Origin of the sequence: Mycobacterium sp. M26 (genome assembly GCF_001494595.1) — a bacterium.
GTDB lineage: Bacteria > Actinomycetota > Actinomycetes > Mycobacteriales > Mycobacteriaceae > Mycobacterium.
Genome location: NZ_LN929908.1, coordinates 2,949,244 through 2,975,915 on the forward strand (window position 1 = coordinate 2,949,244; position 26,672 = coordinate 2,975,915).

32 protein-coding genes are annotated in these 26,672 nt (G+C 68.2%); 12 read left to right on the forward strand and 20 right to left on the reverse strand.

What is annotated here, in order from left to right; all coding sequences use genetic code 11:
• Nucleotides 1-29 precede the first annotated feature (29 nt).
• The 3 genes from clgR to pgsA all read right to left on the reverse strand — a co-directional run bounded on the left by clgR (nt 30) and on the right by pgsA (nt 1,506).
• The gene (gene clgR, locus BN3385_RS23435) at nt 30-362 is read right to left on the reverse strand and encodes a transcriptional regulator ClgR (RefSeq protein ID WP_059022359.1); all 333 of its coding nucleotides are present in this window, start codon (nt 360-362) and stop codon (nt 30-32) included.
• Nucleotides 363-434: 72 nt separating this feature from the next.
• Nucleotides 435-923, reverse strand: a complete 489-nt coding sequence (locus BN3385_RS23440; RefSeq protein WP_059020439.1) for a CinA family protein — start codon at nt 921-923, stop codon at nt 435-437.
• Complete coding sequence (gene pgsA / locus BN3385_RS23445; RefSeq protein WP_059020441.1) at nt 901-1,506, reverse strand: CDP-diacylglycerol--glycerol-3-phosphate 3-phosphatidyltransferase; 606 nt, start codon at nt 1,504-1,506, stop codon at nt 901-903. Before pgsA ends, BN3385_RS23440 begins: the two co-directional genes overlap by 23 nt.
• Before the next feature lie 55 nt (nt 1,507-1,561).
• Here pgsA and BN3385_RS23450 point away from each other — a divergent pair, with 55 nt between their 5' ends.
• Entirely contained in the window at nt 1,562-2,086 is a 525-nt protein-coding gene (locus tag BN3385_RS23450; protein WP_059020443.1) for an amino-acid N-acetyltransferase, read from the forward strand.
• Nucleotides 2,087-2,107: 21 nt separating this feature from the next.
• The gene (locus BN3385_RS23455) at nt 2,108-2,353 is read left to right on the forward strand and encodes a hypothetical protein (protein ID WP_059020445.1); all 246 of its coding nucleotides are present in this window, start codon (nt 2,108-2,110) and stop codon (nt 2,351-2,353) included.
• On the opposite strand, the gene arcC is transcribed toward BN3385_RS23455, so the two are convergent.
• From arcC to BN3385_RS23480, 5 genes are all read right to left on the reverse strand, one after another.
• The gene (gene arcC / locus BN3385_RS23460; protein ID WP_059020447.1) at nt 2,346-3,260 is read right to left on the reverse strand and encodes a carbamate kinase; all 915 of its coding nucleotides are present in this window, start codon (nt 3,258-3,260) and stop codon (nt 2,346-2,348) included. The genes BN3385_RS23455 and arcC overlap by 8 nt on opposite strands.
• Before the next feature lie 12 nt (nt 3,261-3,272).
• Entirely contained in the window at nt 3,273-4,277 is a 1,005-nt protein-coding gene (locus tag BN3385_RS23465; protein WP_059020449.1) for an ornithine carbamoyltransferase, read from the reverse strand.
• A gap of 17 nt (nt 4,278-4,294) precedes the next feature.
• A complete protein-coding gene (locus BN3385_RS23470) occupies nt 4,295-5,554 on the reverse strand; it encodes an arginine deiminase (protein WP_059020451.1) in 1,260 nt (419 codons plus the stop codon).
• Between the two features lie 16 nt (nt 5,555-5,570).
• Nucleotides 5,571-7,049, reverse strand: a complete 1,479-nt coding sequence (arcD, locus tag BN3385_RS23475; RefSeq protein ID WP_059020452.1) for an arginine-ornithine antiporter — start codon at nt 7,047-7,049, stop codon at nt 5,571-5,573.
• A 96-nt stretch (nt 7,050-7,145) separates the two neighbouring features.
• A complete protein-coding gene (locus BN3385_RS23480; RefSeq protein ID WP_502688087.1) occupies nt 7,146-9,662 on the reverse strand; it encodes an FtsK/SpoIIIE family DNA translocase in 2,517 nt (838 codons plus the stop codon).
• Nucleotides 9,663-9,842: 180 nt separating this feature from the next.
• On the opposite strand from BN3385_RS23480, the gene BN3385_RS23485 reads away from it, so the two are divergent.
• Together BN3385_RS23485 and BN3385_RS23490 are read left to right on the forward strand one after the other, a co-directional pair.
• Nucleotides 9,843-10,157, forward strand: a complete 315-nt coding sequence (locus BN3385_RS23485; RefSeq protein ID WP_059020456.1) for a putative quinol monooxygenase — start codon at nt 9,843-9,845, stop codon at nt 10,155-10,157.
• A gap of 2 nt (nt 10,158-10,159) precedes the next feature.
• A complete protein-coding gene (locus BN3385_RS23490; protein WP_059020458.1) occupies nt 10,160-10,975 on the forward strand; it encodes a mycofactocin-coupled SDR family oxidoreductase in 816 nt (271 codons plus the stop codon).
• On the opposite strand, the gene BN3385_RS29235 is transcribed toward BN3385_RS23490, so the two are convergent.
• On the reverse strand, nt 10,972-12,444 hold the full coding sequence (locus BN3385_RS29235) for a TLP1 C-terminal extension domain-containing protein (RefSeq protein WP_156432862.1): 1,473 nt from the start codon (nt 12,442-12,444) through the stop codon (nt 10,972-10,974). The genes BN3385_RS23490 and BN3385_RS29235 overlap by 4 nt on opposite strands.
• A gap of 79 nt (nt 12,445-12,523) precedes the next feature.
• On the opposite strand from BN3385_RS29235, the gene BN3385_RS23500 reads away from it, so the two are divergent.
• Genes BN3385_RS23500 through BN3385_RS23510 form a run of 3 tightly spaced genes read left to right on the forward strand, consistent with a single transcriptional unit; the run spans nt 12,524 to nt 14,984 of the window.
• Nucleotides 12,524-13,060, forward strand: a complete 537-nt coding sequence (locus tag BN3385_RS23500; RefSeq protein WP_059020461.1) for a dimethylamine monooxygenase subunit DmmA family protein — start codon at nt 12,524-12,526, stop codon at nt 13,058-13,060.
• Nucleotides 13,061-13,068: 8 nt separating this feature from the next.
• Nucleotides 13,069-13,980 (forward strand): PDR/VanB family oxidoreductase, encoded by a 912-nt coding sequence (locus BN3385_RS23505; RefSeq protein ID WP_059022360.1) that lies wholly within the window; start codon nt 13,069-13,071, stop codon nt 13,978-13,980.
• A 5-nt stretch (nt 13,981-13,985) separates the two neighbouring features.
• On the forward strand, nt 13,986-14,984 hold the full coding sequence (locus tag BN3385_RS23510; protein ID WP_059022361.1) for a heme-dependent oxidative N-demethylase family protein: 999 nt from the start codon (nt 13,986-13,988) through the stop codon (nt 14,982-14,984).
• Here the strand turns inward: BN3385_RS23510 and BN3385_RS23515 are convergent.
• From BN3385_RS23515 to thyX, 3 genes are read right to left on the reverse strand one after another with little or no spacing between them, the layout of a single operon-like run.
• On the reverse strand, nt 14,971-16,650 hold the full coding sequence (locus BN3385_RS23515; protein WP_059020463.1) for a ribonuclease J: 1,680 nt from the start codon (nt 16,648-16,650) through the stop codon (nt 14,971-14,973). The genes BN3385_RS23510 and BN3385_RS23515 overlap by 14 nt on opposite strands.
• Nucleotides 16,651-16,657: 7 nt before the next feature.
• Nucleotides 16,658-17,560 carry a 4-hydroxy-tetrahydrodipicolinate synthase gene (gene dapA / locus BN3385_RS23520; protein ID WP_059020464.1) on the reverse strand — a complete coding sequence of 301 codons (903 nt, stop codon included), beginning with the start codon at nt 17,558-17,560 and terminating at the stop codon, nt 16,658-16,660.
• Between the two features lie 25 nt (nt 17,561-17,585).
• The gene (gene thyX, locus BN3385_RS23525; RefSeq protein ID WP_059020466.1) at nt 17,586-18,338 is read right to left on the reverse strand and encodes an FAD-dependent thymidylate synthase; all 753 of its coding nucleotides are present in this window, start codon (nt 18,336-18,338) and stop codon (nt 17,586-17,588) included.
• 73 nt (nt 18,339-18,411) lie between these two features.
• Here thyX and BN3385_RS23530 point away from each other — a divergent pair, with 73 nt between their 5' ends.
• Together BN3385_RS23530 and BN3385_RS23535 are read left to right on the forward strand one after the other, a co-directional pair.
• Nucleotides 18,412-18,663 (forward strand): hypothetical protein, encoded by a 252-nt coding sequence (locus BN3385_RS23530; protein ID WP_059020469.1) that lies wholly within the window; start codon nt 18,412-18,414, stop codon nt 18,661-18,663.
• Nucleotides 18,664-18,709: 46 nt separating this feature from the next.
• Nucleotides 18,710-19,291 (forward strand): tRNA-specific adenosine deaminase, encoded by a 582-nt coding sequence (locus tag BN3385_RS23535; protein ID WP_059020471.1) that lies wholly within the window; start codon nt 18,710-18,712, stop codon nt 19,289-19,291.
• A gap of 12 nt (nt 19,292-19,303) precedes the next feature.
• On the opposite strand, the gene BN3385_RS23540 is transcribed toward BN3385_RS23535, so the two are convergent.
• Genes BN3385_RS23540 through BN3385_RS23550 form a run of 3 tightly spaced genes read right to left on the reverse strand, consistent with a single transcriptional unit; the run spans nt 19,304 to nt 21,791 of the window.
• A complete protein-coding gene (locus tag BN3385_RS23540; protein ID WP_059020473.1) occupies nt 19,304-20,512 on the reverse strand; it encodes a winged helix-turn-helix domain-containing protein in 1,209 nt (402 codons plus the stop codon).
• Complete coding sequence (locus BN3385_RS23545) at nt 20,509-20,994, reverse strand: dihydrofolate reductase (RefSeq protein ID WP_059020474.1); 486 nt, start codon at nt 20,992-20,994, stop codon at nt 20,509-20,511. Before BN3385_RS23545 ends, BN3385_RS23540 begins: the two co-directional genes overlap by 4 nt.
• Nucleotides 20,991-21,791 carry a thymidylate synthase gene (locus BN3385_RS23550; RefSeq protein ID WP_059022362.1) on the reverse strand — a complete coding sequence of 267 codons (801 nt, stop codon included), beginning with the start codon at nt 21,789-21,791 and terminating at the stop codon, nt 20,991-20,993. Before BN3385_RS23550 ends, BN3385_RS23545 begins: the two co-directional genes overlap by 4 nt.
• A gap of 55 nt (nt 21,792-21,846) precedes the next feature.
• Between BN3385_RS23550 and BN3385_RS23555 the strand changes: the two genes are divergently transcribed.
• Nucleotides 21,847-22,587 (forward strand): dienelactone hydrolase family protein, encoded by a 741-nt coding sequence (locus BN3385_RS23555; RefSeq protein WP_059020476.1) that lies wholly within the window; start codon nt 21,847-21,849, stop codon nt 22,585-22,587.
• 68 nt (nt 22,588-22,655) lie between these two features.
• Here BN3385_RS23555 and BN3385_RS23560 read toward each other — a convergent pair whose 3' ends face one another.
• On the reverse strand, nt 22,656-23,111 hold the full coding sequence (locus tag BN3385_RS23560) for a hypothetical protein (RefSeq protein ID WP_059020478.1): 456 nt from the start codon (nt 23,109-23,111) through the stop codon (nt 22,656-22,658).
• A gap of 65 nt (nt 23,112-23,176) precedes the next feature.
• Between BN3385_RS23560 and BN3385_RS23565 the strand changes: the two genes are divergently transcribed.
• A complete protein-coding gene (locus BN3385_RS23565) occupies nt 23,177-23,581 on the forward strand; it encodes a hypothetical protein (RefSeq protein WP_156432863.1) in 405 nt (134 codons plus the stop codon).
• Here BN3385_RS23565 and BN3385_RS23570 read toward each other — a convergent pair.
• From BN3385_RS23570 to dapB, 4 genes are read right to left on the reverse strand one after another with little or no spacing between them, the layout of a single operon-like run.
• Entirely contained in the window at nt 23,578-24,030 is a 453-nt protein-coding gene (locus BN3385_RS23570) for a flavodoxin family protein (protein ID WP_156432864.1), read from the reverse strand. The two genes, BN3385_RS23565 and BN3385_RS23570, sit on opposite strands and share 4 nt — an antisense overlap.
• 17 nt (nt 24,031-24,047) lie before the next feature.
• Nucleotides 24,048-24,437 (reverse strand): PPOX class F420-dependent oxidoreductase, encoded by a 390-nt coding sequence (locus BN3385_RS23575; protein ID WP_059020482.1) that lies wholly within the window; start codon nt 24,435-24,437, stop codon nt 24,048-24,050.
• Between the two features lie 41 nt (nt 24,438-24,478).
• Entirely contained in the window at nt 24,479-24,898 is a 420-nt protein-coding gene (locus BN3385_RS23580; RefSeq protein WP_059022364.1) for a tetratricopeptide repeat protein, read from the reverse strand.
• A 35-nt stretch (nt 24,899-24,933) separates the two neighbouring features.
• Entirely contained in the window at nt 24,934-25,668 is a 735-nt protein-coding gene (gene dapB / locus BN3385_RS23585) for a 4-hydroxy-tetrahydrodipicolinate reductase (RefSeq protein WP_059020484.1), read from the reverse strand.
• 36 nt (nt 25,669-25,704) lie between these two features.
• Here dapB and BN3385_RS23590 point away from each other — a divergent pair, with 36 nt between their 5' ends.
• A complete protein-coding gene (locus BN3385_RS23590) occupies nt 25,705-26,661 on the forward strand; it encodes a haloalkane dehalogenase (RefSeq protein WP_059020487.1) in 957 nt (318 codons plus the stop codon).
• The last annotated feature ends 11 nt before the right edge of the window (nt 26,662-26,672 follow it).

Sequence of the window (26,672 nt, forward strand, 5' to 3'; positions counted from 1 at the left end):
CCCTTACGGCATGTCGGCCGGTCAGGGGATCAGGCAACAGCCATCGCGACGGGGTGCGGGATGACGACCTTGGTGGCCACGTCGACGACGGGCTCGTTCGGGACGGCGGTCAGGGTGGCGATCCGTTCCTGGACGGCCATCTTCTCGCCGGCATCGGTCAGAACCCGCGACAGCGGCACATCGAGCGCGGTGCAGATGGCACTGAGCAGCTCGCTGGAGGCCTCTTTGCGGCCGCGTTCCACCTCCGAGAGGTAGCCGAGGCTCACCCGCGCCGTATCGGACACCTCGCGCAGGGTGCGTCCCTGTGAGGTCCGGGCATCGCGAAGCACGTCACCGATCACTTCGCGCAGCAGTACCGCCATCAGGCTGTCCTCCTCCATCAGTTGCAGCCATCAGTGAAACGTCAGGACGGGCCGATTTGGTTCCCGAGGCGTTCAGTGCTGACCGAGTGCGGTCCGCAACGCCGCGATCGCCTGGTGGACGGCGGCCAGCCGGATCTCCCACCGGGAGCCCTCGAGCTGCAGCTTCACGGCATGCGACCCGCCGGGACCGGCCACGCCGAGGAACACCGTGCCCACCGGATGCCCGCCGTGCGGTTCGGGCCCGGCCACGCCGGTCAGGCCAACTCCCCAGCTGGCCTGGCAGCGGTCGCGGGCGCCCTCGGCCAGCGCAACGGCGGTCGGCGCCGCCACCGGTCCGACGTCATCGAGCAGCTCGCGCGGCACCCCGGCCAGGGTGATCTTGGTCTCCACGGTGTAGGTGATCAGGCCGCCGAGCAGTACCGCGCTGGCGCCGGGCACCCCGGCCAGCGTGGCGGCCAGCAGGCCTGCGGTCAGCGATTCGGCGGTCGCGACGGTCTGCCCGCGGCTGGTGAGCTCGGCGATCAGCGCGCGGGCGTCGTCATCGACCAGCGGATCGGGCACGGGAGTCCTTGACCGCGGAGACGACGTAGTCGATGCCGGTGGCCACCGTCAGGACGATCGCCGCCCACATCACCACCCAGGCGACGGTGAGCCAGGCCGGCGGCCAGTGGTGCAGCGGCAGTACGAACAATCCGATCGCGACGGCCTGGACCAGGGTTTTGAGCTTGCCGCCGCGGCTGGCCGGGACCACACCGTGGCGCAGCACCGCGATGCGCAGCACGGTGATGCCGAGCTCACGAACCAGGATGACGATGGTCACCCACCAGGGCAGGTCGCCGAGCATCGACAGACCGATCAGCGCGGCACCGATGAGCATCTTGTCGGCGATCGGGTCGGCCAGCTTGCCGAACTCGGTGACCATTCCGTAGGTGCGCGCCAGCGAACCGTCGAGCCGATCGGTGATCACCGCGACCGCGAAAATGACGAATGCCGTTATCCGGCTGGCAGATTCGTGACCGTCACCGGCGAACAGAAAGAGCAGGAAGATCGGGACCAGGACAAGCCGGATGCCGGTGAGGAAGTTGGCGAGGTTGGCCACCGGCACACGCGGGACCGCCGGACCGGTTTGGGGTTGTCCCGACACGGCAAACAGAATATCGGTTGGCAGGAAGGCCTCCCGCGCCCGATACTCTGCACCCGTGAGCGAGAGCCCGGATCAGACCAGCACCCCCGCTGTAGTCGTACGCCGCGCCCGCACCTCAGATGTTCCCGATATCAAGCGTCTCGTCGACACCTACGCCGGCAAGATCCTGCTGGAGAAGAACCTGGTCACGCTGTACGAGGCGGTGCAGGAGTTCTGGGTGGCCGACCTGGCCGGGGAGATCGTGGGCTGCGGTGCACTGCATGTGCTGTGGTCGGATCTGGGTGAGGTGCGCACCGTCGCGGTCGACCCGAAGGTGAAGGGCACCGGCGTCGGGCATGCGATCGTGCTGCGGCTGCTGCAGGTGGCCCGCGAATTGGAGCTGCAGCGGCTGTTCGTGCTGACCTTCGAGACCGAATTCTTCGGCCGGCACGGGTTCACCGAGATCGAGGGCACCCCGGTCACGGCCGAGGTCTATGAGGAGATGTGCCGCTCCTATGACATCGGTGTCGCCGAATTCCTGGACCTGAGCTACGTCAAACCGAACATTCTGGGAAACACCAGAATGCTGTTAATCCTCTGACCTGCGGCGTATCGTTTTCCCATGCGCATCCGCGCAGGGGTGTGCCTCCTGGCGGCCGCATCGGCGGTCGCAAGTGCACTGGCCTTCAGCCCAGCAGCTGGGGCCGACCCGGACTGCACGCTTCGGCAGTCCGTGAGTCACAACTGTGCCAACACCTCCTGCCCCAGCGGAGCGGTGGTCAGCTCGTCCGGTGAATGCGGCAGCCAGCGGCTCTATCCGCCGGCTCAAGCCGAACCGGCGCCGGCGCCGCTGATCGGCGTCATCTGACGTCGGGGCGCACCCGGGTTCCGGCCGAACCGGCCACGATCGCGTCGATGTCGGTCAACGAGCCGATCACCGCCTCGTTGCCCGTCGTGGTGGCGAAGTCGCAGGCCGCCGCCACTTTGGGGCCCATCGATCCGGCGGGCAGATCCAGCCCACGGACATCACTGACCGTCACCGAACCCAGCCGGCGCTGCTGGTCGGTGCCCCAGCCGGTGTAGACACCGTCGACGTCGGTGGCGATCACCAACAGGTCGGCGTCGAGTTGTTTGGCCAGCAGCCCGGCGGCCAGGTCCTTGTCGATGACGGCCTCGACACCGCGCAGGGTGCCGTCCTCGTCGTACATCGTCGGGATTCCCCCGCCGCCGGCGCAGATGACGATCACGCCCTGTTCGACGAGCAGGCGGATCGGCCGGATCTCGAAGATCCGCTGCGGCTTCGGGCTGGGCACCACCCGCCGGAAGGAATCACCATCGGGCGCGATCGCCCAGCCGTTGTCGGCGGCCAGCCGCCGCGCGGTCGGCTCGTCGTAGATCGGTCCGATCGGTTTGGTCGGGTGGGTGAACGCCGGATCGTCCGGGTCGACCTCGATCATCGTGAGCACGGTGGCCAGCGGCTGTTCGAACGGCAGCAGGTTGCCCAGTTCCTGTTCGATGACGTAGCCGATCATCGCCTCGGTCTCGGCACCGAGCACGTCAAGCGGGTACGGCGTGACCGAGGTGTAAGCGGCACTCTGCAGGGCCAGCAGCCCCACCTGGGGTCCGTTGCCGTGCGCGACGATGATCTGGTTGCCGGGCGCGATGGAGGCGATCCGCTGGGCGGCCAGCCGGATGTTGGCCCGCTGGTTGTCGGCGGTCATCGGCTGGCCGCGTTGCAGCAGCGCGTTGCCGCCCAGGGCGATCACGATCCGCATGCGCGGTGCGCCTCAGCCCAGCGCGGCCACGAGGACCGCCTTGATGGTGTGCATCCGGTTCTCGGCCTGCTCGAAGCAGATGTTGATCGGGCTCTCGAACACCTCGTCGGTGACCTCGATCCCGTTCTTGAGTGCGGGGTACTGCGCGGCGATCTGGGCACCGACCTTGGTCTCGGAGTTGTGGAACGCCGGCAGACAGTGCATGAACCGCACCCGCGGATTGCCCGCGGCCGCAACCAGTTCGGCGTTGACCTGATACGGCATCAGTTCGTCGATCCGTTCGGCCCAGCTCTCGATCGGCTCCCCCATCGACACCCAGACGTCGGTGTGGATGAAGTCCACGCCCTTGACTGCCTGCTGCGGGTCGTCGGTGACGGTGATCCGCGCACCGGACTGCGCGGCGAACTGCCGGCACATCTCGATGTGCTCATCGGTGGGCCACAGATGCTTCGGGGCACCGATGCGAACGTCCATGCCGAGTTTGGCGCCCACCAGCAGCAGCGAATTGCCCATGTTGTTGCGGCCGTCACCGACGTAGGCATAGGCGATGTCGTGCAACGGCTTCGAGCTGTGCTCACTCATGGTCAGCACATCGGCCAGCATCTGGGTGGGGTGGTACTCGTCGGTGAGCCCGTTGAACACGGGCACCCCGGCGTACTCGGCGAGTTCCTCGACGATGTCCTGGCCCGCGCCGCGGTACTCGATGGCGTCGTACATCCGGCCGAGCACCCGGGCGGTGTCCTTCATCGACTCCTTGTGCCCGATCTGGGAGGAGGTGGGGTCGATGTACGTGACATGCGCGCCCTCGTCGTGGGCGGCGACCTCGAACGCGCACCGGGTGCGTGTCGAGGTCTTCTCGAAGATCAGCGCGATGTTCTTGCCGTCGAGGCTGCGCCGACGGTCGCCGGAGTATTTGGCGCGCTTGAGGTCTCGGGCCAGGTCGATCAGGTACAGCAGGTCGCGCTCACTGTGGTGGACCAGGCTGAGCAGGCTGCGGTTGCGCAGGTTGAACGCCACGGAAATTCTCCTTCTGGCTAGTCGTAGCCCGGGTCGCGCAGGATCGGGCAGGTCATGCAGCGGCCGCCGCCGCGGCCGCGACCCAGTTCGCTGGCGTCGATGGTGACGACTTCGATACCGGCCTTGCGTAATGCGGTGTTGGTCAACGTGTTGCGGTCATATCCGATGACGACACCGGGCTCCAGGGCGACGACGTTGTTGGCGTCGTCCCACTGCTCACGCTGGATGCCGTAGACGTCACCGGCGGTGTCGACCACGCGGAAGTTCACGCCCAGCGCATTGCCGATGGTCTCGACCAGGCCCTTGGTCTCCTTGCGGATGTCCAGTCCGGTGGGCGACTTCTCGTCGGGCCGTAGGGTCAGCGGCACGATGCCGTCGACCACCGGAGCGTAGGCGGTCAGCACGTCGCGGTCGCAGAAGGTGAAGACGGTGTCCAGGTGCATCGCCGACCGGGTCTTGGGCAATCCGGCGATGATGACCTGGTCGGCCGCACCGGCGTCGAAGAGCCGTTTGGCGACGATGGTGATGGCCTGCCGGGAGGAGCGCTCCCCCATGCCGATCACCACCACACCGTTGCCGATCGGCATGACGTCACCGCCTTCGAGGGTGACCGAGCCGTAGTCGTGGGGTTGCCCGTCGAGGTCACCGAGCCACACCTGGTAGTCCGCTCCGGTGAAGGCCGGATGGAACCGGTAGACCGCGGTGGTCAGCAGCGTCTCCTGGCGGCGGGCCGGCCAGTACATCGGGTTGAGGGTGACCCCGTTGAAGATCCACGACGAGTTGTCCCGCATGAACTGGGTGTTGGGCAGCGGGCTCAGCACGAATCCGGCAGGGTTGAACTCGCTGAAGGCGGTGAGGAATTCGCCTTTGAAGTCCTGCGGCACTTCGTAGTACGCGATCCCGCCGATCAGATACTCGGCCAGATCGGCGGCGGGCAGTTCGTCGAGCCAGGCCCGGATCTCCGGGCCCACACCGGCTCCCACCAGATTGTCGGTGATCTTGCGGTCCAGCAGCCAGGCCCGCTGAGCAGGTTCGGCGACGACATCGGTGAGCAGATCCTGCAGTTCCAGCACCTCGACGTCACGGTCTTCCATCTTCGCGACGAAGTCGAAGTGGTCGCGGCGTGCCTGCTGCACCCAGATGACGTCGTCGAAGAGCAGTTCTTCGCACGTCTCCGGGGTGAGCCGCTGGTGGGCCAGTCCCGGCGCGCACACCATCACCCGCCGCAGCTTGCCGATCTCCGACCAGACGCCTACCCGGGAGTCCTTGTCCGACATGGTGTTTCCTCCCCGATCAGATGACGCTGAGCTCACCGGTGGCCATCAGCACGACTGCCAGCACCGAGACCGCGGTCACGACGGCGAACACCGCCCACTCGGCCCGGGTGAACACCGGCAGCCGGTGCTCTTTCCGGGCCCACACGTACAGTGCCGTGCCGACGAGGTAGAACAGCGCCGCGGTGAGCAGGTACTCCCAGCCGCCGGCGTACACCAGCCACACCGCGTAGACCAGACCCACCAACCCGATGATCAGGTCGCGGGTGCGCCCGCCGCCGTGCTCGTAGGTGTCCCCGCGTACCGCGATCAACACCTGGTAGGCCGCCGACCACAGGTAGGGCAGCAGGATCAGGGAGGTCGCCAGCAGCACCAGGTTCAGGTAGGTGCTGTCGTTCTTCAGCGTCCACAGCAGCATCAGCTGGACGCAGCCGTTGGTCAGCCAGAGTGCGGCCGACGGTGCGCCGTGGGCATTCTCGCGGCCCAGCCGCGCGGGCATCACGCTGTCCAGGGCGGGCAGTTGCAGGATCTCGGCGCACAGCATCACCCAGGCGAGCAGCGCACCGAGCAGCGAGATCACCAGGCCCACCGAGATGAACCCGGCACCCCAGCTTCCGACCTGTTGCTCCATCAGGCCCGCCATCGACGGGTCTTCCAGACCGGCCAGCTTCGCCTGCTCCATCAAGCCGTAGGACAGGAAGTTCACCAGCAGCAGCAGGGCCAGCACGCCGGCGAATCCCAGCACGGTGGCACGCCCGACGTCCTTGCGGCGCGCCGCGCGCTTGGAGTACACCGAGGCACCCTCGATCCCGATGAACACCCACACCGTCACCAGCATCATGTTCTTGATCTGAGTCAGGGTGTCGCCGAGCGGGTTTCCGTCGATCTGGGTGCTGCGCCCCCAGATGTCGGCGGTGAACAACCCGGCCTTGAACCCGACCGCCGCGACGGCCACGAAGGTCAGGATCGGCACCACCTTGGCGACGGTGACGATGACGTTGACGAACGCCGCGGTCTGCACGCCGCGCAGGGTCAGCGCATGCACGATCCACAGCAGGATCGAGGCGCCGATGATCGCCGGCAGTGTGGCACCGCCGGCGAAGGCGGGCACGAAGTAGCCCAACGTCGAGAACAGCAGCACCAGGTAGGCGACGTTGCCGATCCACGCCGACATCCAGTAACCGAAGGCCGAGGTGAAGCCGATGTAGTTGCCGAACCCGGCGCGCGCGTAGCCGTAGACGCCGCCGTCGACCTCCGGTTTGCGTTGCGCCAGCGTCTGAAACACGAAGGCCAGCATCAGCATGCCGACCCCGGTGATCACCCAGCCGATGAGCAGCGGCACCGGTGCCGCACTGCCGGCCATCTGGGAGGGCAACGCGAAAATCCCGCTGCCGATCATCGATCCGACCACGATCGCGGTCAGGGCGGCCACGCCGAGACCGGCCCGTGGCGCCCCGGCCGGTGCGGCCGGTGGTGTTGTCAGTTGCGTCTCGGACATGGCCCCGCCTCCACCTAGCGCCTCGTTGCGCTTCGGTGATCAGCGTCCGGCCAGGGCCATCTGATCAACTAGGGAAGAAAGTCACCGACCCTTCGGTCAGAAGTCGTCGTCGTCCCCATCACCGTCATCGTCGGCTTCGCCGCCGCCGCGGATCAACATCAGCGTCGCCGCCAGTTCGTCGGGCTTCACCAGAACCTCGCGGGCCTTCGAACCTTCCGAGGGCCCGACGATGTTGCGGGTCTCCATCAGATCCATCAGGCGGCCGGCCTTGGCGAAGCCGACCCGCAGCTTGCGCTGCAGCATCGAGGTGGAGCCGAACTGGCTGGACACCACCAGTTCGACGGCCTGCAGGAAGACGTCCATGTCATCGCCGATGTCGGGGTCGACGTCGGTGCGCTCACCGGAGGGCTTGGCTGAGGTGACACCGTCGGTGTACTCCGGCTCGGCCTGATCCTTGCAGGCCTGGACGACGGCGTGGATCTCCTCATCGGTGATGTAGGCGCCCTGCAGTCGCTGCGGCTTGCTGGCGCCCATCGGCAGGAACAGGCCGTCGCCCATACCGATCAGCTTCTCGGCACCGGGCTGGTCGAGGATGACGCGGCTGTCGGTGAGCGAGGAGGTGGCGAACGCCAGGCGCGAGGGCACGTTGGTCTTGATCAGACCGGTGACGACGTCGACCGACGGGCGCTGGGTGGCCAGCACCAGGTGAATACCTGCCGCACGGGCCTTTTGGGTGATCCGCACGATGGCGTCCTCGACGTCCCGCGGTGCGGTCATCATCAGATCGGCGAGCTCGTCGACGATCGCCACGATGTACGGGTAGGGCTTGTACACCCGCTGGCTGCCCAGCGGTGTGGTGATCTCCCCGGAACGGACCTTGGCGTTGAAGTCGTCGATGTGACGCACCCGCGAGGCCTGCATGTCCTGGTAGCGCTGTTCCATCTCCTCGACCAACCAGGCCAGCGCGGCGGCAGCCTTCTTGGGCTGGGTGATGATCGGGGTGATCAGGTGCGGAATGCCCTCATACGGCGTGAGTTCCACCATCTTGGGGTCGATGAGGATCATCCGCACCTCGTCAGGTGTGGCGCGGGCCAGCAGGGAGACCAGCATCGAGTTGACGAAGCTGGACTTACCCGAACCGGTGGAACCCGCCACCAGCAGGTGCGGCATCTTGGCCAGGTTGGCGGAGATGAAGTCACCCTCGATGTCCTTGCCCAGGCCGATCACCAGCGGGTGGTGGTCGCGACGGGTGGACGGTGCGGTGAGAACGTCGGCCAGGCGCACCATTTCCCGGTCGGTGTTGGGCACCTCGATGCCGACGGCGGACTTGCCGGGAATCGGGGCGAGCATGCGGACGCTCTCGGTGGCCACCGCATAGGCGATATTGCGTTGCAGCGCGGTGATTTTCTCGACCTTCACCCCGGGGCCGAGTTCAACCTCGTACCGCGTGACGGTCGGTCCGCGGGTGCAGCCGGTGACGGCGGCATCCACCTTGAACTGCTGCAGCACTGAGGAAATGGCGTCCTCCATGTGCTCGTTCGCCGCGCTGCGCCGCTTGGGCGGATCGCCGGCGATCAGCAGGTCCAGCGAGGGCAGGTGGTAGGGACCCTCGACCACGCGGTCGACAACTTTTTCGAGGACCTTGGTTTCCTGCTTGGCAGCGGCCGGCTTCTTGCGCCGGGTCTTGGCGGCCGGCTCCGGGACGGTCGGGGCGTCCTCGTCGAGCGGGTAGTTGTCATACGGCGTGCCAACGGGTTTCGGGGTACCCGGCCACGAGGCGGCTTCGTCCTCATAGGCGCGTGGGTCGTCGTAGTAGCCGTCGGAGAAGTCGTCGGGCTCAGCCGCCGCGGCGGGCTGCGGGTCCTCGTCGTCGTAGTATTCGTCGTCGTCGTAGCGCCCGCGAGTGCTGAACATCGCGTACAGCGTCTCGGGTACTTCGCGGATCGTGGTGCCCGACAGCAGCAGCACACCGAAGAGCGCGGCCATGATGAGCAACGGGGTGGCGATCCACGGTGTGACCCCGTCGGAGAGCGGTCCGCCGATGGCGAACCCGACGAAGCCGCCGGCGTGCTGACGTCCGGCCGGGTCCATCGGCGCGCCCGAGAACAGGTGCCACAGGCCGAGCACCGGCAGGGCGATCATCGCCACGCCCAGGATCAGCCGGGGCCGGGCCTCCGGGTTGGGTTCGGTGCGCATCAGCAGGACAGCGATGACGGCGAGCACCAACGGCAGCAGCACCACCGCGCCACCGACGAAGGTGCGCAGTACGGAGTCGATCCAGGCGCCGACCGGGCGGGCGGCGTCGAACCAGGAACTAGCCGCGATGACGACGGCAACGGCGATCAGGCCCAGGGCGATGCCGTCGCGGCGGTGGTGCGGTTCGATGTCGCGGGCGCGGCCCACCGAGCGGGCGGTCGAGCCTGCCCCCTTGGCCACCATCAGCCAGGTGGCGCGGGCGGCCCGGCCGCTGGCGGCCGCGGCTGAGGCCACCGGGGAGGCGGTGCGTTTCTTGGCGGGGGGCTTGCGCCGGGGCGCAGCCGGCTTCGCCGGTCGCGCTGCACCCTTTGACCTGGTCGTTCGCGCGCCAGAGCGAGCGGCCGTCTTATTCGCCATGGTCGCAAGACTAGTCGCATCTGCCCCATCTGCACCATCCGCCACACTCATTTCAGGGTGGCTGTTGCCAACCTGCGACCATCGGCCTTTTCGGCGCGGGACCGGCCTGCGAGCCAGATACGAAGCCCGTCTAATGTAAGCGCCATCACACCCCCTATCTCTCAGCGAGGAGCGCCCCCGATGCCCGTGGTCGTCGTTGCCAGTTTCACCGCCAAGCCGGAGTCCGTCGACGCCGTGCGCGAGTCCTGCAAGAAGGCCATCGCCGCCGTCCACGATGAGCCGGGCTGCCAGCTGTACGCCCTGCACGAGACCGACCGCACGTTCGTCTTCGTCGAGCAGTGGGCCGACGAGGACGCGCTCAAGACGCACAGCACCGCCCCGGCCATCGGCGCGCTGTTCGGTGAGATCGGTGAGCACCTCGACGGCGCCCCCGACATCAAGATGCTGGCGCCCGTGGTCGCCGGTGACCCGGCCAAGGGTCAGCTGCGGGCCTGACCGTGGGTGAACTCGACGGCAAGGTCGCGTTCATCACGGGCGCGGCCCGCGGCCAGGGCCGCGCGCACGCGGTGAAGCTGGCGTCGGAAGGCGCCAGCATCATCGCGGTCGACCTGTGCGACCAAATCGCCAGCGTTCCGTATCCGATGGCCACGCCGGAGGACATGGCCGCCACGGTCAAACTCGTCGAGGACACCGGTGCCCGCATCGTGGCCCGCGAGGCCGACGTCCGGGACCGGGCGGCGCTCAAGGCCGCCCTCAAGGACGGCATCGCCGAACTCGGCCGCCTCGACATCGTGATCGCGAACGCCGGAATCGCCCCGATGGCCGACGAATCCGCCTGGCAGGACGTCATCGACGTCAACCTCACCGGCGTCTACCACACCGTCGACGTCGCGATGCGCCCGCTGATCAAGCAGGGCGAGGGCGGCTCGATCGTGCTGACGAGTTCGGTGGCCGGGCTGGTGGGTATCGGTGCACCGGTCGCCGGTTCGCTGGGGTATACGGTGGCCAAGCACGGCGTGGTCGGGTTGATGCGCGCGTACGCCAATTTCCTTGCGGCATTTAATATTCGGGTGAACTCGGTGCATCCGGCCGGGGTGAACACGCCGATGATCGACAACGAGTTCACCCGGTCGTGGCTCGACGGGCTGGCCCAGCAGAATCTGGGCGGCCCGGATATGAGCAACGCGCTGCCGGTGCAGACGCTGGAGCCCGAGGACATCGCCAACGCGGTGTATTTCCTGGTCGCCGAGACCGGCCGCTACATCACCGGGGTCTCGCTGCCGGTGGATGCCGGCTTCGTCAACAAGCGCTAGCCGAGGGTGAACAGGCCGTCACCGACGGTGACGGCCTGCCCAATGATGTCGCGCGCCAACGCGGTTGCCATCAGCTGCGCATCATGGCTGCGCACGACGGTGCGCCGGCCGTCGGCCAGGTCGACCACGGCGATGGCCCGCTCGGGCGCCTCGCCGTCGAACACCACGGTGTAGGCGACGACCCGGCCCGGCCCCGCGGCGTCGACGACGACGGGGATGGCGGGTTCGGCCTCGGCCACTGCCTCGGTGACGTCGACGGTGTCGAACGGCGCGCGGGCCGGTGCCGCGGCGATCACCAGGACACCCTGCTTGGTGTAGAGCCCACTGACACAACTGATCAGCGCGCTCGGCGTATCGGGGTCGCCCAGCCGGTCCGCGGCGGCCGCGATCGCATGCAGCACATAGCTGTTGAGTGGTCCGCCGGCGAAGGACATGCCGCCGGTCAGCGTCAGATCCCGCCCCGGCGGCACGCCGAGGGCCTGCGCCCCGATGAACGCCGGTGCCGGGAACGCGGAATACAGATCGAGCAGCGGGATCGTTGCGGCAGCCAGACCGGTGCGGCGCGCGATCTCCTCCCCGATGATCCGCATCGATGCGGGCTGGCTGAGCCGGGTTCGGCCCGACACCGGCACGACGTGGTTGGACTCCACCGCGATCACCGGGTAGCGCCGCTGGTGCGCGGGCACTCCGAGTTCGTCAGCGTGGGCCTCGGTGGTGATCAGCAGTGCGCACCCCTGGTCGACGGTCCAGGTGGTCACCATGAGCTTGGTGTACGGAAACGCCACCATCGGGTTGGCCGGGGACGGGTCGCGCAGCTCGGCGGCCCGGTAGCCGGAGCGTCGTACCGCGTCCGGGTTGGCGGCCGCGATCTCGGCGAAGCGGGCGTAGGTCGCGGCGAGCCGGTCGCGGTGCTCCTCGATCCCCAGGCCCTGCTGGCTGCGCCAGAAGCTGTCGATCAGCGCGTAATAGGCGGGGGTGGCCGCCAGGCCGGCCGCGGTTTCGGCGGGGTGACTCATCGCGGCGTCGAACTCCGGGGACCGCATCGACTCGTCGGGCACCACCGTCTCGTCCTGGGCGGTGACCGGGGCTTCCAGCCCGGCCGCGGCCATCCGGACCTTGCGATAGTGCGCCTCGGCGCCCACCACCAGGGCCAGCCGGTGCCGGCCGGACTGGACCGCCCGGCAGGCGGCGCTGACCAGGGTGTGCTGCATAACGCCGATGTGGGCGAGCACGGTGTGGGCCCCGCCGGCGCCGATCCGTTCCCCCACCAGGCGGCCCGGGTCGGCATACCGGGTCAGACCCGCGGTGGCCCCGATCCAGTCCACCTCCGCGCCCGGAACCCCGCCCAGCGCACCGCGGGCGGCCTCAACCATCAATTCGACGGGTTCCTTGCCGTCGCGGGGGTCGTGATCGCGGCGGCTCACCGCATGCCAGCCGATCAGCACGGGTGTCGACGGGTCGGCGGACATGACGAGGTTTCTACCACCGGCCGGGCCGGCGTCGTCCAGCAGGCACACCAGGCCCTCCCGCGGATAGGATCGCGGGGCGATGAGTCCTCACCTGGCCCTGACCAGCGTCCCGCCGTGGGCCGTGGATCTGGTTCGCCCGCCGGCCGACCTGTCCGGGCGGTCCTGGACGGTGCTGGCCATCGGTGCGGCCGCCGAACCGATCGCCCGGCAGTGGTTGGCCGAGATCGCCGAACAGCGTCCTGATGCCCCGGTGCGGGTGCACCAGGTCCCCGATGCCGAGGCGGCCTGCGCCGCGCTGCACGCCGATCTGGCCGGCGCGGTGGTCGGCTGGCGACTGCTGCTGGCGGGTCCGGCCCATGCCTGTCTGCGGGTGCGCTCGGCGGCGATGGCCGCTGGCGTGGGCGATGACGAGATGACGATCGCCAGCACCGAGGTGAGCACCCGCGAGATCTTCTGTCCGCACTGCAAGCACACCACCGTCGCCGAGGTCGAACTGACCGACGAGATGCCGTGTGCGGGCTGCGGCCGAGTGTTGTTCGTGCACTATCACGTATCCCGGCGGCTCGGTGCACACCTGGGCTTCGCGATCCACGCCGACCGTCAGGTGACACCGTGAGCCTGAGCATGCAGGTCGTCGGTATCGACGACGCGGTGCCCGGAATCCGGACGCTGACCCTGGCCCGGCCCGACCGCGGCCCGCTGCCGTCGTTCACCCCGGGCAGCCACATCGTCATCGAATACGACGGCGGCGCCAACGCGTACTCGCTGACCGGTGACACCGCCGCGCCGCGCGAGTACACGGTGTCGGTGCTGGAATGTGTTGACGGGCGCGGTGGTTCGCGCTGGATCCACACTCTGGCGCTCGGTGACACCGTCGAGATCCGGGAGCCGCGCAGCGCGTTCGCGCCGGTGCTGGGCGCCAGCCGGCATCTGCTGATCGCGGCGGGCATCGGCATCACCCCGATGGTGTCGCACCTGCGCAGCGCCAGGCGGTGGGGCCGGGAGGCGCAGCTGCTCTACGTCCACCGGGAAGGTCGCGGCGCCTATGTCGAAGAGATCAAGTCGCTGACCGACAACGCCCGGTTCTTCACCGACCGTGCCGCGTTTCTCGCCGAACTGTCGGCGACACTGGGCGATTCACCGTTCGGCACGCATGCCTATCTCTGCGGCCCGGCGGTGTTCCTCGACGACGTGACCGCGATCGCGGCCGGCCTCGGCTGGCCGGCCAGCCGTATCCACGTCGAGCACTTCGGTGGCGATCTGGCGCCCGGGGATCCGTTCGAGGCCGAATTGGTCAGCACCGGAGAGCGTTTCGTTGTCGACTCCGGAGTGTCTCTGCTCGAGGCACTGGAGGCACACGGGGTGGCGGTGCCGAACATGTGCCGCCAGGGGGTGTGTGGTGAATGCCGGATCCCGGTGCGCTCCGGTGCGCTGCTGCACCGTGACGTGTACCTGAGTCAGGCTGAACGCGAGGCCGGCGACGCGGTGATGGCGTGTGTATCGCGGGCGGATGGTCTTGTGGAGGTGGATCTGTGAGCGCGCTGGTGTCGGCCCCCGATCTGGTGGCGTCGTTCCCGTTCCCGTACTCCGGGGACGCCTACCGCTACAGCACGAATATCGAGCCGGCGGGCACGACGGTGAGCACCCGCGTCGGCCAGTGGGGCCAGCAGGTCATCCACATCGACAGCGAGTACCACCACGAGCTGGCCGAGCGGCAGCGGATCCTGGCCGCCGATCCCACCCGGCATGCCGCGCTTCCCCATATGCGGGTGGCGTGCTGGGACACCATGCTGGCGCTGATGACCGAGCTGGCCACCAGCTACCCGGAGACGATGACACTGACCCGCGACGGTGACGTATGGCACTGGCGCAACGCATTACTCGGCATCGAGCAGGATTTCGTGCTCGGCGACGAATCGAGCCTGCCGTGCGAACCGCTGGCCTATATCGCCGGGCAGGTACAGGACGACATCGTGCTGCTCGATCAGCGCGACGGTGATCTGTTCGCCGATGCCGGGGTGGTGACGTTCGCGGCGGGCTGGTCCTTCGGTTTCGACGTGGGCATGACGTTCCTGGAGATCCACGGGCCGGTGCCGCGGCTGCGCGAGTCGGGTGTGATCACCCGCGCCCGGGAATTCCTGATGCGCTTGCAGCCCAACCAGATCTACCGGCGCACCAACTGGTCGATGACCATCGGCAGGACCCTGGACGTGTCCACCGAGGCCATCCCGGAGTGGTTGACCGACAAGGCCGAACTCGATGCCGTCGACGACGATGCGTTCGGCAGGCTGGTGCATCTGCGGGTGGAGGTGCAGCACCTGATCCGGCTGGCCGAGTCGGGTGCGATCTGCTTTCTGATCCGCAGCTACATGCTTCCGATCGCCGATATCGCCACGGTGGACGAATGGCGGGAGCGGATGGCCACCGTGCTGGCGGAGCTCCCCGAGGATATGGCCGACTACAAGGGCATCAGCCCGTACCGCGACCGCACGGTGTCGTGGTTGCGGGCGCACGGCCCGGCGACGATCAGACCTCGATGACGGTGGGCACGATCATCGGTTGGCGGCGGTAGGTCTCCCCCACCCACTTGCCGACCGTGCGGCGCACCGCCTGCGCGATGCGCACCGGGTCGGTGACGTTGTCGGCGGCCAGGGCTTCCAGCTCGGCCTCGACCTTGCGCGTCACGGGCTCGAGGGCCTTGGGATCCTCGGAGAATCCGCGCGAATGCAGTTGCGGGGCGGCGGCGATGCGGCCGGTGCCGCGCCGCAGCACCACGGTGATGGCCACGAAACCGGAACTGAGGATGAGCCGCTCGCCCAGGGTCGCGTCGCCGACGTCACCGGTGATGAGGCCGTCGACGAACATCTTGCCCACCGGCACCGCCCCGGCGATGGTGGCCACCCCACCGACGAGGTCGACGCTGACACCGTTCTCGGTCAACAGGATTCGATCCTCGGGCACACCGGTGCCGGCCGCCAGTTTGGCGTTGGCCCGCAGCATCCGCCAGGTGCCGTGCACCGGCATCACGTTGCGTGGCCGCACCCCGTTGTAGAGGAACAGCAGCTCACCGGAGTAGGCGTGGCCGGAAACATGCACCCGCACTTGCTGGTTGGTGACCACCCGGGCGCCGATCTTGGCCAGCCCGTCCATGACGCCGTACACGGCCTCTTCGTTGCCGGGGATCAGCGAGGACGACAGGATGATCAGATCGTCGGCGGTGACGGTGATACTGCGGTGCTCACCACGCGACATCCGCGACAGGGCGGCCATCGGCTCGCCCTGGGTGCCGGTGGTGATCAGCACCACCTGGCCGGGCAGCATCTCCTCGACCGCACCGATGTCGACCACGTCGCGGTCATCGATGCGCAGCATGTCGAGGTCCTTGGCGATGCCCATGTTGCGGACCATCGACCGGCCGACGAAGGACACCTTGCGGCCCAGCGCCACAGCGGCGTCGATGATCTGCTGCACCCGGTCGACGTTGGAGGCGAAGCACGCCACGATGACGCGCTGGCCCTCGGCACCGCGGATCAGCCGGTGCAGATTGGGGCCGACTTCACTCTCCGAGGGCCCGACACCAGGCAGCTCGGAGTTGGTGGAGTCACACAGGAACAGATCCACCCCGGCGTCACCGAGGCGCGACATGCCGGGCAGGTCGGTGGGCCGGCCGTCCAGCGGCAGCTGGTCGAGTTTGATGTCACCGGTGTGCAGCACCGTGCCCGCGCCGGTGTGCACCGCGATGGCCAGGGCGTCGGGGATGGAGTGGTTGACCGCGAAGTACTGGCATTCGAACACGCCGTGCGTGCTGCGCTGGTTCTCGGCCACCTCGACCGTCACCGGCGTGATCCGGTGCTCGCGGCATTTCGCGGCGACCAGGGCCAGGGTGAACTTCGAGCCTACGATCGGGATGTCGGCGCGCAGTTTGAGCAGGAACGGGATCGCGCCGATGTGATCTTCGTGGGCGTGGGTGAGAACCAGGGCTTCGACGTCATCGAGGCGGTCCTGGATGAGGCGGATATCCGGCAGGATCAGGTCGACGCCGGGCTCGTCATGGGTGGGGAACAACGCACCGCAGTCGATGATGAGCAAGCGGCCGAGATGCTCGAAAACCATCATGTTGCGGCCGATTTCGCCAACTCCACCCAGCGGGGTGACGCGCAGGGCACCCGGTGCCAGGGGGCGCGGGGGTGTCAGTTCGCCGTTCATCGCAGAATCACCGGAGGACGGCGGCGGCCCGCAGGTCGGCGGCCAGTAGGTCGAGTTCGGCGGCGGTGGCCGGCATCTGCGGCAGCCTCGGCTCGCCGACGTCGAAACCCTGCAGTCGCAACCCGGCCTTGGACAGCGTCACGCCGCCGAGGCGGTTCTGCGCGTCGTTGAGCGGGCCGAGGGCCACCGCGATCTTGCGCGCGGTGGCGATGTCACCGGAATTGAAGGCGCTCAGCATGTCTCGGAGCTGACCGGCGGCCAGGTGCCCCCACACGCTGATGAAACCGACCGCGCCCATGGCCAGCCATGGCAGGTTGAGGGCGTCGTCGCCGGAGTAGTAGGCCAGCCCGGTTTCGGCCATGATCTGGCCCGCCCCGTGCAGGTCGGCCTTGGCGTCCTTGACCGCGACGATGTTGGGATGCTCGGCAACCGTGCGCATGGTCTCCCAGGAGATGGGTACCACCGAGCGCGGCGGGATGTCGTAGAGGATCACCGGCAGGTCGGTGGCGTCGGCGACGGTGGTGAAGTGCGCCACCAGACCCGACTGCGGCGGGCGCGAGTAGTACGGGGTGACGACCAGCAGACCGTGCGCCCCCTCGGCCGCGGCGGCCTTGGCCAGATGCACGCTGTGCGCGGTGTCATAGGTGCCGACGCCGGCGATGATCCGCGCCCGGTCTCCGACGGCCTCGATGACCGCGCGAAGCAGCTCGCTCTTCTCGGCGTCGGTGGTGGTCGGCGACTCACCGGTGGTTCCGGAGACCACCAGGCCGTCGCAACCGCCGTCGACCAGCCGGGTGGCCAGCCGGGCGGCCGTCTCGGTGTCCAGTGAGCCGTCGGGCTTGAACGGGGTCGCCATCGCGGTCAGAACCGTGCCCAACCGGGCGCTGGCGTCGAATCCGCTGATGCTCACGGGCGTCTAGATTACCCGCTCCGCCTCAGACCTCCGTCGCCAGCGGCGACGTTGCCACCTCGGTGCCATCTGCCAGCTCGGTGATCTCGAAGTCGGCGAACACCGACGGCGCCACCTGCACCAACTCGCGCAGGCAGGCGATCGCCAGGCGGCGAATCTCCACGTCGGCGTGCTCGCTGGCCCGCATGGCGATGAAGTGGCGCCAGGCGCGGTAGTTGCCGGTGACCACAATGCGGGTCTCGGTGTCGTTGGGCAGGACCGCGCGGGCGGCCTGCCGGGCCTGCTTGCGCCGCAGCACCGCGTTCGGTTGATCGGCGAACTTGGCTTCCAACTTGTCCAGCAGCTCGACGTAGGCGGCACGGCTGGCGTCGGCGGCATCCAACAGGATCTGCTGGAGTTCGGGATCGTCTTCCAGGCCGGGCGGGACGACTACTTGGGCTTCGTTCTCCGGTACGTAGCGCTGGGACAGCTGGGAGTAGCTCAGGTGGCGGTGCCGGATCAATTCGTGGGTGCACGAGCGGGAGATGCCGGTGATGTAGAAGCTGACCGAGGCATGTTCGAGCACCGAGAAATGCCCGACGTCGATGATGTGTTTGAGGTAGGCCGCGTTGGTGGCCGTGCGCGGGTTGGGTTTGGACCAGCTCTGGTAGCAGGCCCGGCCGGCGAACTCCAGCAGCGCCTCACCGCCGTCGGCATCGGTGCTCCAGGGCACGTCGGGCGGTGCCAGGAACTCGGTCTTGGCGATCAGCTGTACGCGCAGCGGCGCAGTCTCGGCCACGGGAGAACAGTAGCCCCGAGGGGGTATGCGCAGTGAACTGACAGGCGCGAGGCGCGCTCGTAGACTCAGTGAGATGACCACACTGGCCGACCTCGAAGCGCGCGTTGCCGCGCTCGAGGCGTCGCAGGCCGACTACCGCGCAGTCCTGGCGGCGGTGAACGCGTTGGGGGCGAATCAACGCGAGATGGCGGGCGCTCTCGCTGAACACGGGGTGCGACTGACCTCGCTTGAATCGACACTCGACGACACCAACGCCCGGGTCCGTTCACTCGAGGACACCACCTTCGAGATCAAGGAACTCCTGATCCGCGCGCTCGACCGCTGACGATTTCCCAACGCGCGCGCGGCACCCACCCGCGTTAACGTGGGCCATGCCGACGATCGCCGCGCGCCTGCTCGACGTGATGGAACACGACATCCTGCCGCTGACCGATCGTGGTGTGGCCGCGGGCAACAAGGTGTTTGGGGCCGCCTTACTCCGCAAGGCGGATCTGTCGGTGGTCGTTGCCGAGACCAACGGGGAGACCGAAAACCCGTTGTGGCACGGCGAAGTTCATACGCTCAAGCGGTTCTACGAGCTGCCCGAGCGGCCCGCGACGGGCGAGCTGGTCTTCCTGTCCACCCACGAACCGTGCACCATGTGTATGTCGGCGATCACCTGGGCCGGCTTCGACAACTTCTACTATTTCTTCAGCCACGAGGATTCCCGGGACAGTTTCGCGATCCCCCATGACCTGAAGATCCTGTCCGAGGTGTTCGGGCTGGAACCGGGTGGCTATCGCCGCAGCAATGCCTTCTGGACCGCGTACTCGATCCCCGCGCTCGTCGACTCCGAAGCTGAGCCGCTGCGCGCCGAGCTTGAGGCGCAGCAGCAGCGTATCCGCGAGCAGTACGACGTGCTGTCGGCGCGGTATCAGGAATCCAAGAGCGACAACGATATTCCGCTGAGTTGATCGCTTCGCGGGCTAAAGGACGGCGCGCAGCGGGGCGGCCAGCTCGCCGCGCTCCCCCACGTTCACCGCGCCCAGGCCCAGCCAGTCCGCCATCGTCTGCAACTGCGTGCCGAGCGCCGGCGCCACCCGGGTCAGGTCGGCCCCGTCTTCGGCGAACGCTCCCAGCACGTTGAGCGCGCCGGCGCCGCGGTCGGCTTTGAGGTCCACCCGCCCCACCAGCCGGCCGTCGAGCAGGAAAGGCCACACGTAGTAGCCGAACTTGCGTTTGGGGGCCGGGGTGTAGATCTCGATGCGGTACTCGAAGCCGAACAACCGCTCGACGCGTGGCCGGAAGAAGATCAGCGGGTCGAACGGACACAGCAGGGCTGTTCCGCGCTCGGCACGCGGGACGGTGAGCCCCGACCGCAGATACCCGGGCGCCTGCCAGCCCGCTACCTCCACCTGCTCCAGCTCCCCTTCGGTAACCAGTTGCGCGAGTGCGGGTTTCACCTCGGCTGGCCGCAGCCGGAAGTAGTCGCGAATATCGGCCTCGGTGCCGACACCCAGCGCGGTGGCGGCCCGCAGCGTCAGCTCGCGCAGCGCCTCGGCGTCGTCGACTTCCCGGGCCAGCACCTCGGGCGGCAGCACCCGCTCGGTCAGGTCGTAGTGGCGGGCGAACCCGACCCGGTGCGCAGTGGTCAGCACCCCGGAGGCGAACAGTGCCTCGGCCACCCACTTGGTGTCGCTGCGGTCCCACCACGGCCCTTTGCGGCCCCGCGGTTCGGACTCCAGGTGCGCTTCGATCTGCCCGGCGGTACAGGGCCCGTGCTCGGCCAGCGCGGCCACGATGTCGTCGGCCAGCCGGGCGTTTTTCTTGACGATCTCGGTGCCCCACCGGCCGTGCACGTACTCGCGCATCCGCCAACGCATCAGCGGCCAGTCCTCGACCGCCAGCAGCGCGGCCTCATGCGCCCAGTACTCGACGAGCAGGCGCGGCGAGCGGGCGCTGTGGCTCCACGCGGCTTTGTCCAGGACGTCGCGGTCGTAGGGCCCCAGGCGGCTGAAGACCGGCGCGTAGTGGGCGCGCACCGCCACCGACACCGAATCCAGTTGCAGCACCTGGATGCGGGAGATCAGCCGGCGCAGGTGCGCGCGGGTGACAGGCCCGCGCGGTGGGGGTTCGGCCAGACCCTGGGCGGCGACGGCGACGCGGCGGGCCTGGTCGGCGGTCAGCCGGGTCATGCCCGCAGGTAGTGGTGGAACCGGTAGCGTAGCCCCGAGGTGCTGGTCTGCCAGGCCCCGGAGGCGCCCACCCACGATTCGTCGAGCATCGGGGCCAGGGCGTCCTCGTCTTCCACCCGCAGATCGACCTCGACTTCGGTGACCTCGCAGCGGGTCGCACTGGGCAGCGCGAGGTGGTAGATCTCCGCGCCGCCGATCACCCAGGCATTCTCATCGAGGGCGTCCTCGAGGTCGCCCACCACCGTCGCTCCGTCAGCCATGTAGTCAGCTTGCCGGGTCAGTACGACATTTCTGCGTCCCGGCAGTGGGCGGACCTTGGTGGGCAGGGATTCCCAGGTGCGCCGGCCCATCACCACGGTGTGGCCCATGGTGAGTTCCTTGAAGCGGGCCAGGTCTTCGGGCAGGTGCCACGGGATGCCGCCGTCGCGGCCGATGACCCCGGAGGTCGACTGCGCCCAGATCAGGCCCAGGCCCACCGTCATACCGCGACCGGCGCTTTGATGGCCGGGTGCGGATCGTAATGGCGGATCTCGATGTCGTCGTAGGTGTAGTCGAAGATCGAATCACGCGGCGCCAGAACCAGTTCCGGGTACCGTCGCGGGTCGCGGCTGAGCTGCTCGGTGACCTGTTCGACGTGATTGTCGTAGATGTGGCAGTCGCCGCCGGTCCAGATGAACTCCCCCACATCCAGCCCGGCCTGCGCGGCCATCATGTGGGTCAGCAGCGCGTAGCTGGCGATGTTGAACGGCACGCCGAGAAACAGGTCCGCGCTGCGCTGGTAGAGCTGGCAGCTCAGCTTGCCGTCGGCCACATAGAACTGGAACAGCGCGTGGCACGGCGCCAGCGCCATCTGCGGGATCTCGCCGACATTCCACGCCGAGACGATGTTGCGCCGGGAGTCCGGATCGGTGCGCAGCAGTTCCAGGGCGTTGCTGATCTGGTCGACGTGCTCACCTGACGGAGTCGGCCATGACCGCCACTGCACGCCGTACACCGGGCCGAGATCGCCTGTCGGGGAGGCCCATTCGTCCCAGATCGTGACGCCGTGCTGCTGCAGCCACGCGACGTTGGAGTCACCGCGCAGGAACCACAGCAGTTCGTAGACCACCGACTTCAGGTGCACCTTCTTGGTGGTGATCAGCGGGAAGCCGGCCGCCAGGTCGTAACGCAACTGGTGACCGAAGAGGCTGCGGGTGCCGGTGCCGGTGCGGTCGGCTTTGGGCGTTCCCTGCTCGAGGACGAGGCGCAGCAGGTCCTCGTAGGGCGTTGGGACTGGCACTGCGATCGGCACGCCGATCAGCTTACGTCCGCCGCACAGGAGTAGAAACGATGCCATGCCGACCATCTCTGACACCGTCACCACCGCGGACGGAACCTGCCCCGTCACCGTGGCCATCCCCGAGGGAACGGGCCCGTGGCCCGGCGTGATCATGTACCCCGACGCCGGTGGTGTCCGCACCGCGCTGCGCGAGATGGCCACCCGTTTGGCCGACCTGGGCTATGTGGTGCTGCTTCCCGACGTGTACTACCGCCACGGCGAGTGGGCGCCGTTCGACATGAAGAACGTGTTCAACGACGCCGCCGAACGCCAGCGGCTGTTCAGCATGCTCGGCAGCGTCACCCCGGCGGCGATGGAAACCGACGCCCGGGCGTTCTTCGACTACCTGGCGGCCCGCCCCGAGGTATCCGGCGAGACCTTCGGCACCACCGGGTACTGCATGGGCGGGCGGACGTCGCTGATCGTGGCGGGCCGGGTGCCCGAACGGGTGGCCGCGGCGATGTCCTTCCACGGCGGCGGGCTGGCCTCTGAGGACGACGGCAGCCCGCACCTGCTGGCCGACAAGATCCGCGCCGCCGTCTATGTGGGCGGGGCCGCAGATGACGCGTCCTTCACCGAAGAGCACGCTGCGACGCTGGACACGGCGCTGACCGACGCCGGGGTGGACCACACCATCGTCTGGTATCCGGCGCTACACGGCTTCGCGGTGACCGATAACGCGCCGTACGACGAGGGCGCCGCCGAGAAGCACTGGGCCGCGATGAAGGACTTCTTCGGGGCGCACCTAGCCCACTGACTCGCCGAGGCTGTCGCTGTCGAGAACAAGTTCGAGTAACCAGCACGACAGTTACAGGCTGGGCGCACCTAGCCCACTGAGCCCTTCTTGCGCAGCGTGCGCACGGCGCGGATCAGGCCGCGGCTGGCGTAGAAGAACACCAGCACCGACAGCAGGATCAGGAAGATGAAGGTCGGCAGCCAGTTGGTGCGGCTGTGCGGGATGTTCCACCACACGATGGTGAACAGCACCGCGCAGACGAACAGCACGATGTCGCGCCAGTTGCCCTTGTAGCTGGCCGCCACGTCGAGCAGTTCGCGGCTCTTCTCGGTGCTGACGATCACGTCGTGGATGCGCCGGTCGATGCTGGCCTTCAGGGCCGCCCGCAGTTCGACGTCCTCGGGCGGGAGCTTGTCCAGCAGCTCCATGTCGGACTTGATCATGCCGCGGATGTCGGGGCCCTTCATGGTCCCTGCCGCGATCCCCAGCAGCGCGCCACCGGCGATCGGCGCCGCACCCAGCGCGATCTCTGCGATTCCCGGCATCTCACCGTCCTTCCGAGCGTTCGTTCCCCCAGAGGGTAGTGCCCGGTTGTCCTAGTGTTTGGGCCATGAGAACAATGGCCATCGCCGCGCTGCTGAGCGCCGGGGTGCTCGCGTCGGCCGGGGTGGCGCACGCCGAGTCCGGCCAGCTGGTCCACCTGGTCAACGACAGCTCCAGCGAGTTCACCTTCGACGGGTGGGACCGCTTCTACAACATCGCCGACCGCAGCCAGACCATCGCGCCCGGCACCACCGGATTCGTCCTGAGCACCGCACCAACCGACGGGTCGAGCTTCACCTACATCGTCGGCGACACCGTGCCGGCCCCGCAATCGGTGTACGTCACGACGGTGCTCGAAGACGGTGCGTGGATCACCAAGTGCTACCCGAGTGACGGCCTGCTGTGCACCATCGATGCGCCGCAAGGCAATTGGCCGCGCACGGTGAGGATCACCGACCGACCGCCGGCTTAGTCCATCAGCTGCGCGGCGACGCTCGCACCCAGGTTCCAGCACGCCTCGAGATCAGCCTTGGTCGGCTTCCCGGAGACGACGACGGTCTGTGCCGCCTTCTCCCAGCCCAGGCCGGTCGTGATGGCGTCGACGCCGCGTTCGGCCCCTTCGGTGCCCTCGTTGCCGTGCAGGTACAGGCCGAACGGGCGGCCGCGGGTGGCATCCAGGCACGGGTAATAGCAGACATCGAACGCGTGCTTGAGCGCCCCGCTCATGTAGCCGAGGTTGGCCGGGCTACCCAGCAGGTACCCGTCAGCGGCCAGCATGTCGGCAGGCGCCACGGTCAGCGCAGGCCTGCGCACCACTTCGACCCCCTCGATCTCGGGATCGGTGGCACCGGCCAGCACCGCCTCGAACATCTCCTGACAGTGCGGCGACGGGGTGTGGTGGACGATCAGCAGACGCTTCACCAGCACCCCTCTCTCAGTCAGCCCTGCGCCACGACCCTCGTCGGCCGCAGGGTCACGGCAACCCGGCCCTCGCGGGGCGCCGGGAACGTGTCCGGATCCTGACCGTAGTGGCGCACGACCCGCTCGTACAGTTCGAGATTCGGATCCTCGCCGACCTCCACGGTGCCGCGGATCTCCAGCGTCCGGAACGGGTTCTGCGGATCGATGATGAAGAGCGTCGCCTGCGGGCGGGCGACCACGTTCTTGTACTTCTGGCGTGCGGTCACCAGCGAGGTCTGAACGGTGTCACCGTCGCTGACGAACCAGATGGCGGTCACCTGCGGAGTTCCGTCGGCGCCGATGGTGGACAGCGAAGCGACGTGCGGAGCCTCGACGAGGTCGTGGTGCGATTCCGGGATGGCGGTCATGCGGGAAACAAACCGCGCCGAACACCGCGGCATTCCCGCGACTACGTCGAGCCGGCCTGCATGCTGACGGCCCTGCGCATGGTCTCCCGGGCGCGGGTGCGATCCCCGGCATAGTCGTAGGCCCGCGCCAGCCGGTACCACCGCACCCAGTTGTCCGGGTCGGCCTCCAACTCCGCGCGCACCGTGCCGAACAGGGCGTCAGCGGCATCGCGGTCGATCCGCCCCGAGGGCGTCCGCGGCAGGCCGCTGACGTCGAGCTCCATCCCGCTCTCCTGGGCCAGCGCCGCCAGCCGCTGATGGGCGAAACCCGCCCGCAGGGTGGCGACCATCGCCCACAACCCGACGATCGGCAGCAGCAGCACGCCGATGCCCAGCGCGATGCCGGCGGCCTCGCCGGTGCCGATCAACGTCACGCCGGTCCGGCCGAGCACCACGAAGTACACCAGCAGGGCCAGGCACATCAGCCCGATGAGCAGCTGGATGCGCAGCGCTCGGTTCACAGGTCCAGCAGTGGTTCGATCCCGATGGTGAGGCCGGGCCGGTTGGCGATCTCGCGCACACCGAGCAGCACCCCCGGAACGAACGAGGTGCGATCCAGGCTGTCGTGGCGGATGGTCAGCGTCTCCCCCAGCGTTCCGAACAGCACCTCCTGGTGGGCCACCAATCCGGTCAGCCGCACCGAATGCACCGGGATGCCGTCGACGTCAGCGCCGCGCGCCCCCTCCAAGCCGGTGCTGGTGGCATCGGGGTTGGGCGGCAGGTCTTTTCGTGCCTGCGCGATGAGCTTGGCGGTGCGGGTGGCAGTGCCCGAGGGTGCGTCGGCCTTGTGCGGGTGGTGCAGTTCGATGACTTCCACCGATTCGAAGTACGGCGCCGCCTTCTGCGCGAAGTACATCGACAGCACCGCGCCGATGGCGAAGTTCGGGGCGATCAGCACCCCGGTATCCGGCTTGGCGTCCAGCCAGGCCTGCACCTGCTCGATGCGCTCGTCAGTGAAACCGGTGGTGCCCACCACGGCGTGGATGCCGTTGTCGATGAGGAACTTCAGGTTGTCCATGACGACGTCGGGGTGGGTGAAGTCGATGACCACCTCGGTGCCGCTGTCGGTCAGCAGACTCAGGTCGTCACCGGCGTCCACCTCGGCACTCAACGTCAGATCGTCGGCGTCGCGCACCGCGCCACACATGGTGGTGCCGACCTTGCCTTTGGCGCCCAGAACCCCAACTCGCATCCGTTCAGCCTAATTGCCGCAGGTTAGTGTGCGGGAATGCAGGTACTGCGCACCCCCGATGAGCGGTTCGCGAATCTCCCGGACTACCCGTTCGAGCCGAACTACCTGGAGGTCGAGACCCGCGGCCTGCCCGCCCTGCGGATGCATTACGTCGACGCCGGACCCACCGATGGCCCGGTGGTGCTGCTGATGCACGGCCAGCCCACCTGGTCCTTCCTCTACCGGCACGTCATCGCCGCCCTGACCGCAGCGGGCCTGCGGGTGATCGCCCCGGACAACATCGGCTTCGGCCGCTCCGACAAGCCCGACGATCCGACGGCCTACACCTTCGCCCGCCACGTCGGCTGGGCCCGCGCCCTGGTGACCGGGTTGGACCTGACCGACGTCACCCTGGTGGTCCAGGATTGGGGTGGCCCAATCGGTTTGAGTGTGCTGGCCCGCGAACCGGACCGGTTCGCCCGCGTCCTGGCCACCAACACCATCCTGCACACCTGTGACCCGGCATTGGCCGGCACGCTGCGGTGGGCCCACCACGGCATCGACGGTGACCGGATGGTGTTGCAGGAAACCCTGCTGGACTACCTGGCCTTCTACCTGCGCACACCCGACATCACCGCGAGCATGTTCGTCGACGCAGTCGCCGGGCCACTGAGCGCCGACGTGCTGGCCGGTTATGACGCGCCCTTCCCCGAACCGCGCTTCCAGGCGGGCCTGCGACAGCTGACCGCGTTGATTCCGCTGACCCGCAACGATCCGGGAGCAGCGATCGGCCGGGCTACGATGGCCGCGCTGGCGGAATGGGAAAAGCCTTTCCTGACAGCCTATTCCGACGGCGATCCGGCGACCCAGGGTTGGGAGCGGGTGTTCGCCGAGCACGTGCCCGGCGCCCGGGGACTCGAACATCCGACGATCGCCGGCGCCGGCCACTTCGTTCAAGAGCAGCAGGGCGCCGAACTGGCCCGCATCATTACCGAGTTCGTCGGCCGACAGTAACGCTGCAGCGA

What these genes read in the sequence shown, in the direction of transcription:
- clgR (WP_059022359.1), bottom strand. Translation starts at nt 362, where the DNA reads ATGGCGGTACTGCTGCGCGAAGTGATCGGTGACGTGCTTCGCGATGCC.
- BN3385_RS23455 (WP_059020445.1), top strand. Translation starts at nt 2,108, where the DNA reads ATGCGCATCCGCGCAGGGGTGTGCCTCCTGGCGGCCGCATCGGCGGTC.
- arcC (WP_059020447.1), bottom strand. Translation starts at nt 3,260, where the DNA reads ATGCGGATCGTGATCGCCCTGGGCGGCAACGCGCTGCTGCAACGCGGC.
- BN3385_RS23470 (WP_059020451.1), bottom strand. Translation starts at nt 5,554, where the DNA reads ATGTCGGACAAGGACTCCCGGGTAGGCGTCTGGTCGGAGATCGGCAAG.
- arcD (WP_059020452.1), bottom strand. Translation starts at nt 7,049, where the DNA reads ATGTCCGAGACGCAACTGACAACACCACCGGCCGCACCGGCCGGGGCG.
- BN3385_RS23480 (WP_502688087.1), bottom strand. Translation starts at nt 9,662, where the DNA reads ATGGCGAATAAGACGGCCGCTCGCTCTGGCGCGCGAACGACCAGGTCA.
- BN3385_RS23485 (WP_059020456.1), top strand. Translation starts at nt 9,843, where the DNA reads ATGCCCGTGGTCGTCGTTGCCAGTTTCACCGCCAAGCCGGAGTCCGTC.
- BN3385_RS29235 (WP_156432862.1), bottom strand. Translation starts at nt 12,444, where the DNA reads ATGTCCGCCGACCCGTCGACACCCGTGCTGATCGGCTGGCATGCGGTG.
- BN3385_RS23500 (WP_059020461.1), top strand. Translation starts at nt 12,524, where the DNA reads ATGAGTCCTCACCTGGCCCTGACCAGCGTCCCGCCGTGGGCCGTGGAT.
- BN3385_RS23505 (WP_059022360.1), top strand. Translation starts at nt 13,069, where the DNA reads ATGCAGGTCGTCGGTATCGACGACGCGGTGCCCGGAATCCGGACGCTG.
- BN3385_RS23515 (WP_059020463.1), bottom strand. Translation starts at nt 16,650, where the DNA reads ATGAACGGCGAACTGACACCCCCGCGCCCCCTGGCACCGGGTGCCCTG.
- BN3385_RS23530 (WP_059020469.1), top strand. Translation starts at nt 18,412, where the DNA reads ATGACCACACTGGCCGACCTCGAAGCGCGCGTTGCCGCGCTCGAGGCG.
- BN3385_RS23535 (WP_059020471.1), top strand. Translation starts at nt 18,710, where the DNA reads ATGCCGACGATCGCCGCGCGCCTGCTCGACGTGATGGAACACGACATC.
- BN3385_RS23540 (WP_059020473.1), bottom strand. Translation starts at nt 20,512, where the DNA reads ATGACCCGGCTGACCGCCGACCAGGCCCGCCGCGTCGCCGTCGCCGCC.
- BN3385_RS23545 (WP_059020474.1), bottom strand. Translation starts at nt 20,994, where the DNA reads ATGACGGTGGGCCTGGGCCTGATCTGGGCGCAGTCGACCTCCGGGGTC.
- BN3385_RS23555 (WP_059020476.1), top strand. Translation starts at nt 21,847, where the DNA reads ATGCCGACCATCTCTGACACCGTCACCACCGCGGACGGAACCTGCCCC.
- BN3385_RS23560 (WP_059020478.1), bottom strand. Translation starts at nt 23,111, where the DNA reads ATGCCGGGAATCGCAGAGATCGCGCTGGGTGCGGCGCCGATCGCCGGT.
- BN3385_RS23565 (WP_156432863.1), top strand. Translation starts at nt 23,177, where the DNA reads ATGAGAACAATGGCCATCGCCGCGCTGCTGAGCGCCGGGGTGCTCGCG.
- BN3385_RS23575 (WP_059020482.1), bottom strand. Translation starts at nt 24,437, where the DNA reads ATGACCGCCATCCCGGAATCGCACCACGACCTCGTCGAGGCTCCGCAC.
- BN3385_RS23580 (WP_059022364.1), bottom strand. Translation starts at nt 24,898, where the DNA reads ATGTGCCTGGCCCTGCTGGTGTACTTCGTGGTGCTCGGCCGGACCGGC.
- dapB (WP_059020484.1), bottom strand. Translation starts at nt 25,668, where the DNA reads ATGCGAGTTGGGGTTCTGGGCGCCAAAGGCAAGGTCGGCACCACCATG.
- BN3385_RS23590 (WP_059020487.1), top strand. Translation starts at nt 25,705, where the DNA reads ATGCAGGTACTGCGCACCCCCGATGAGCGGTTCGCGAATCTCCCGGAC.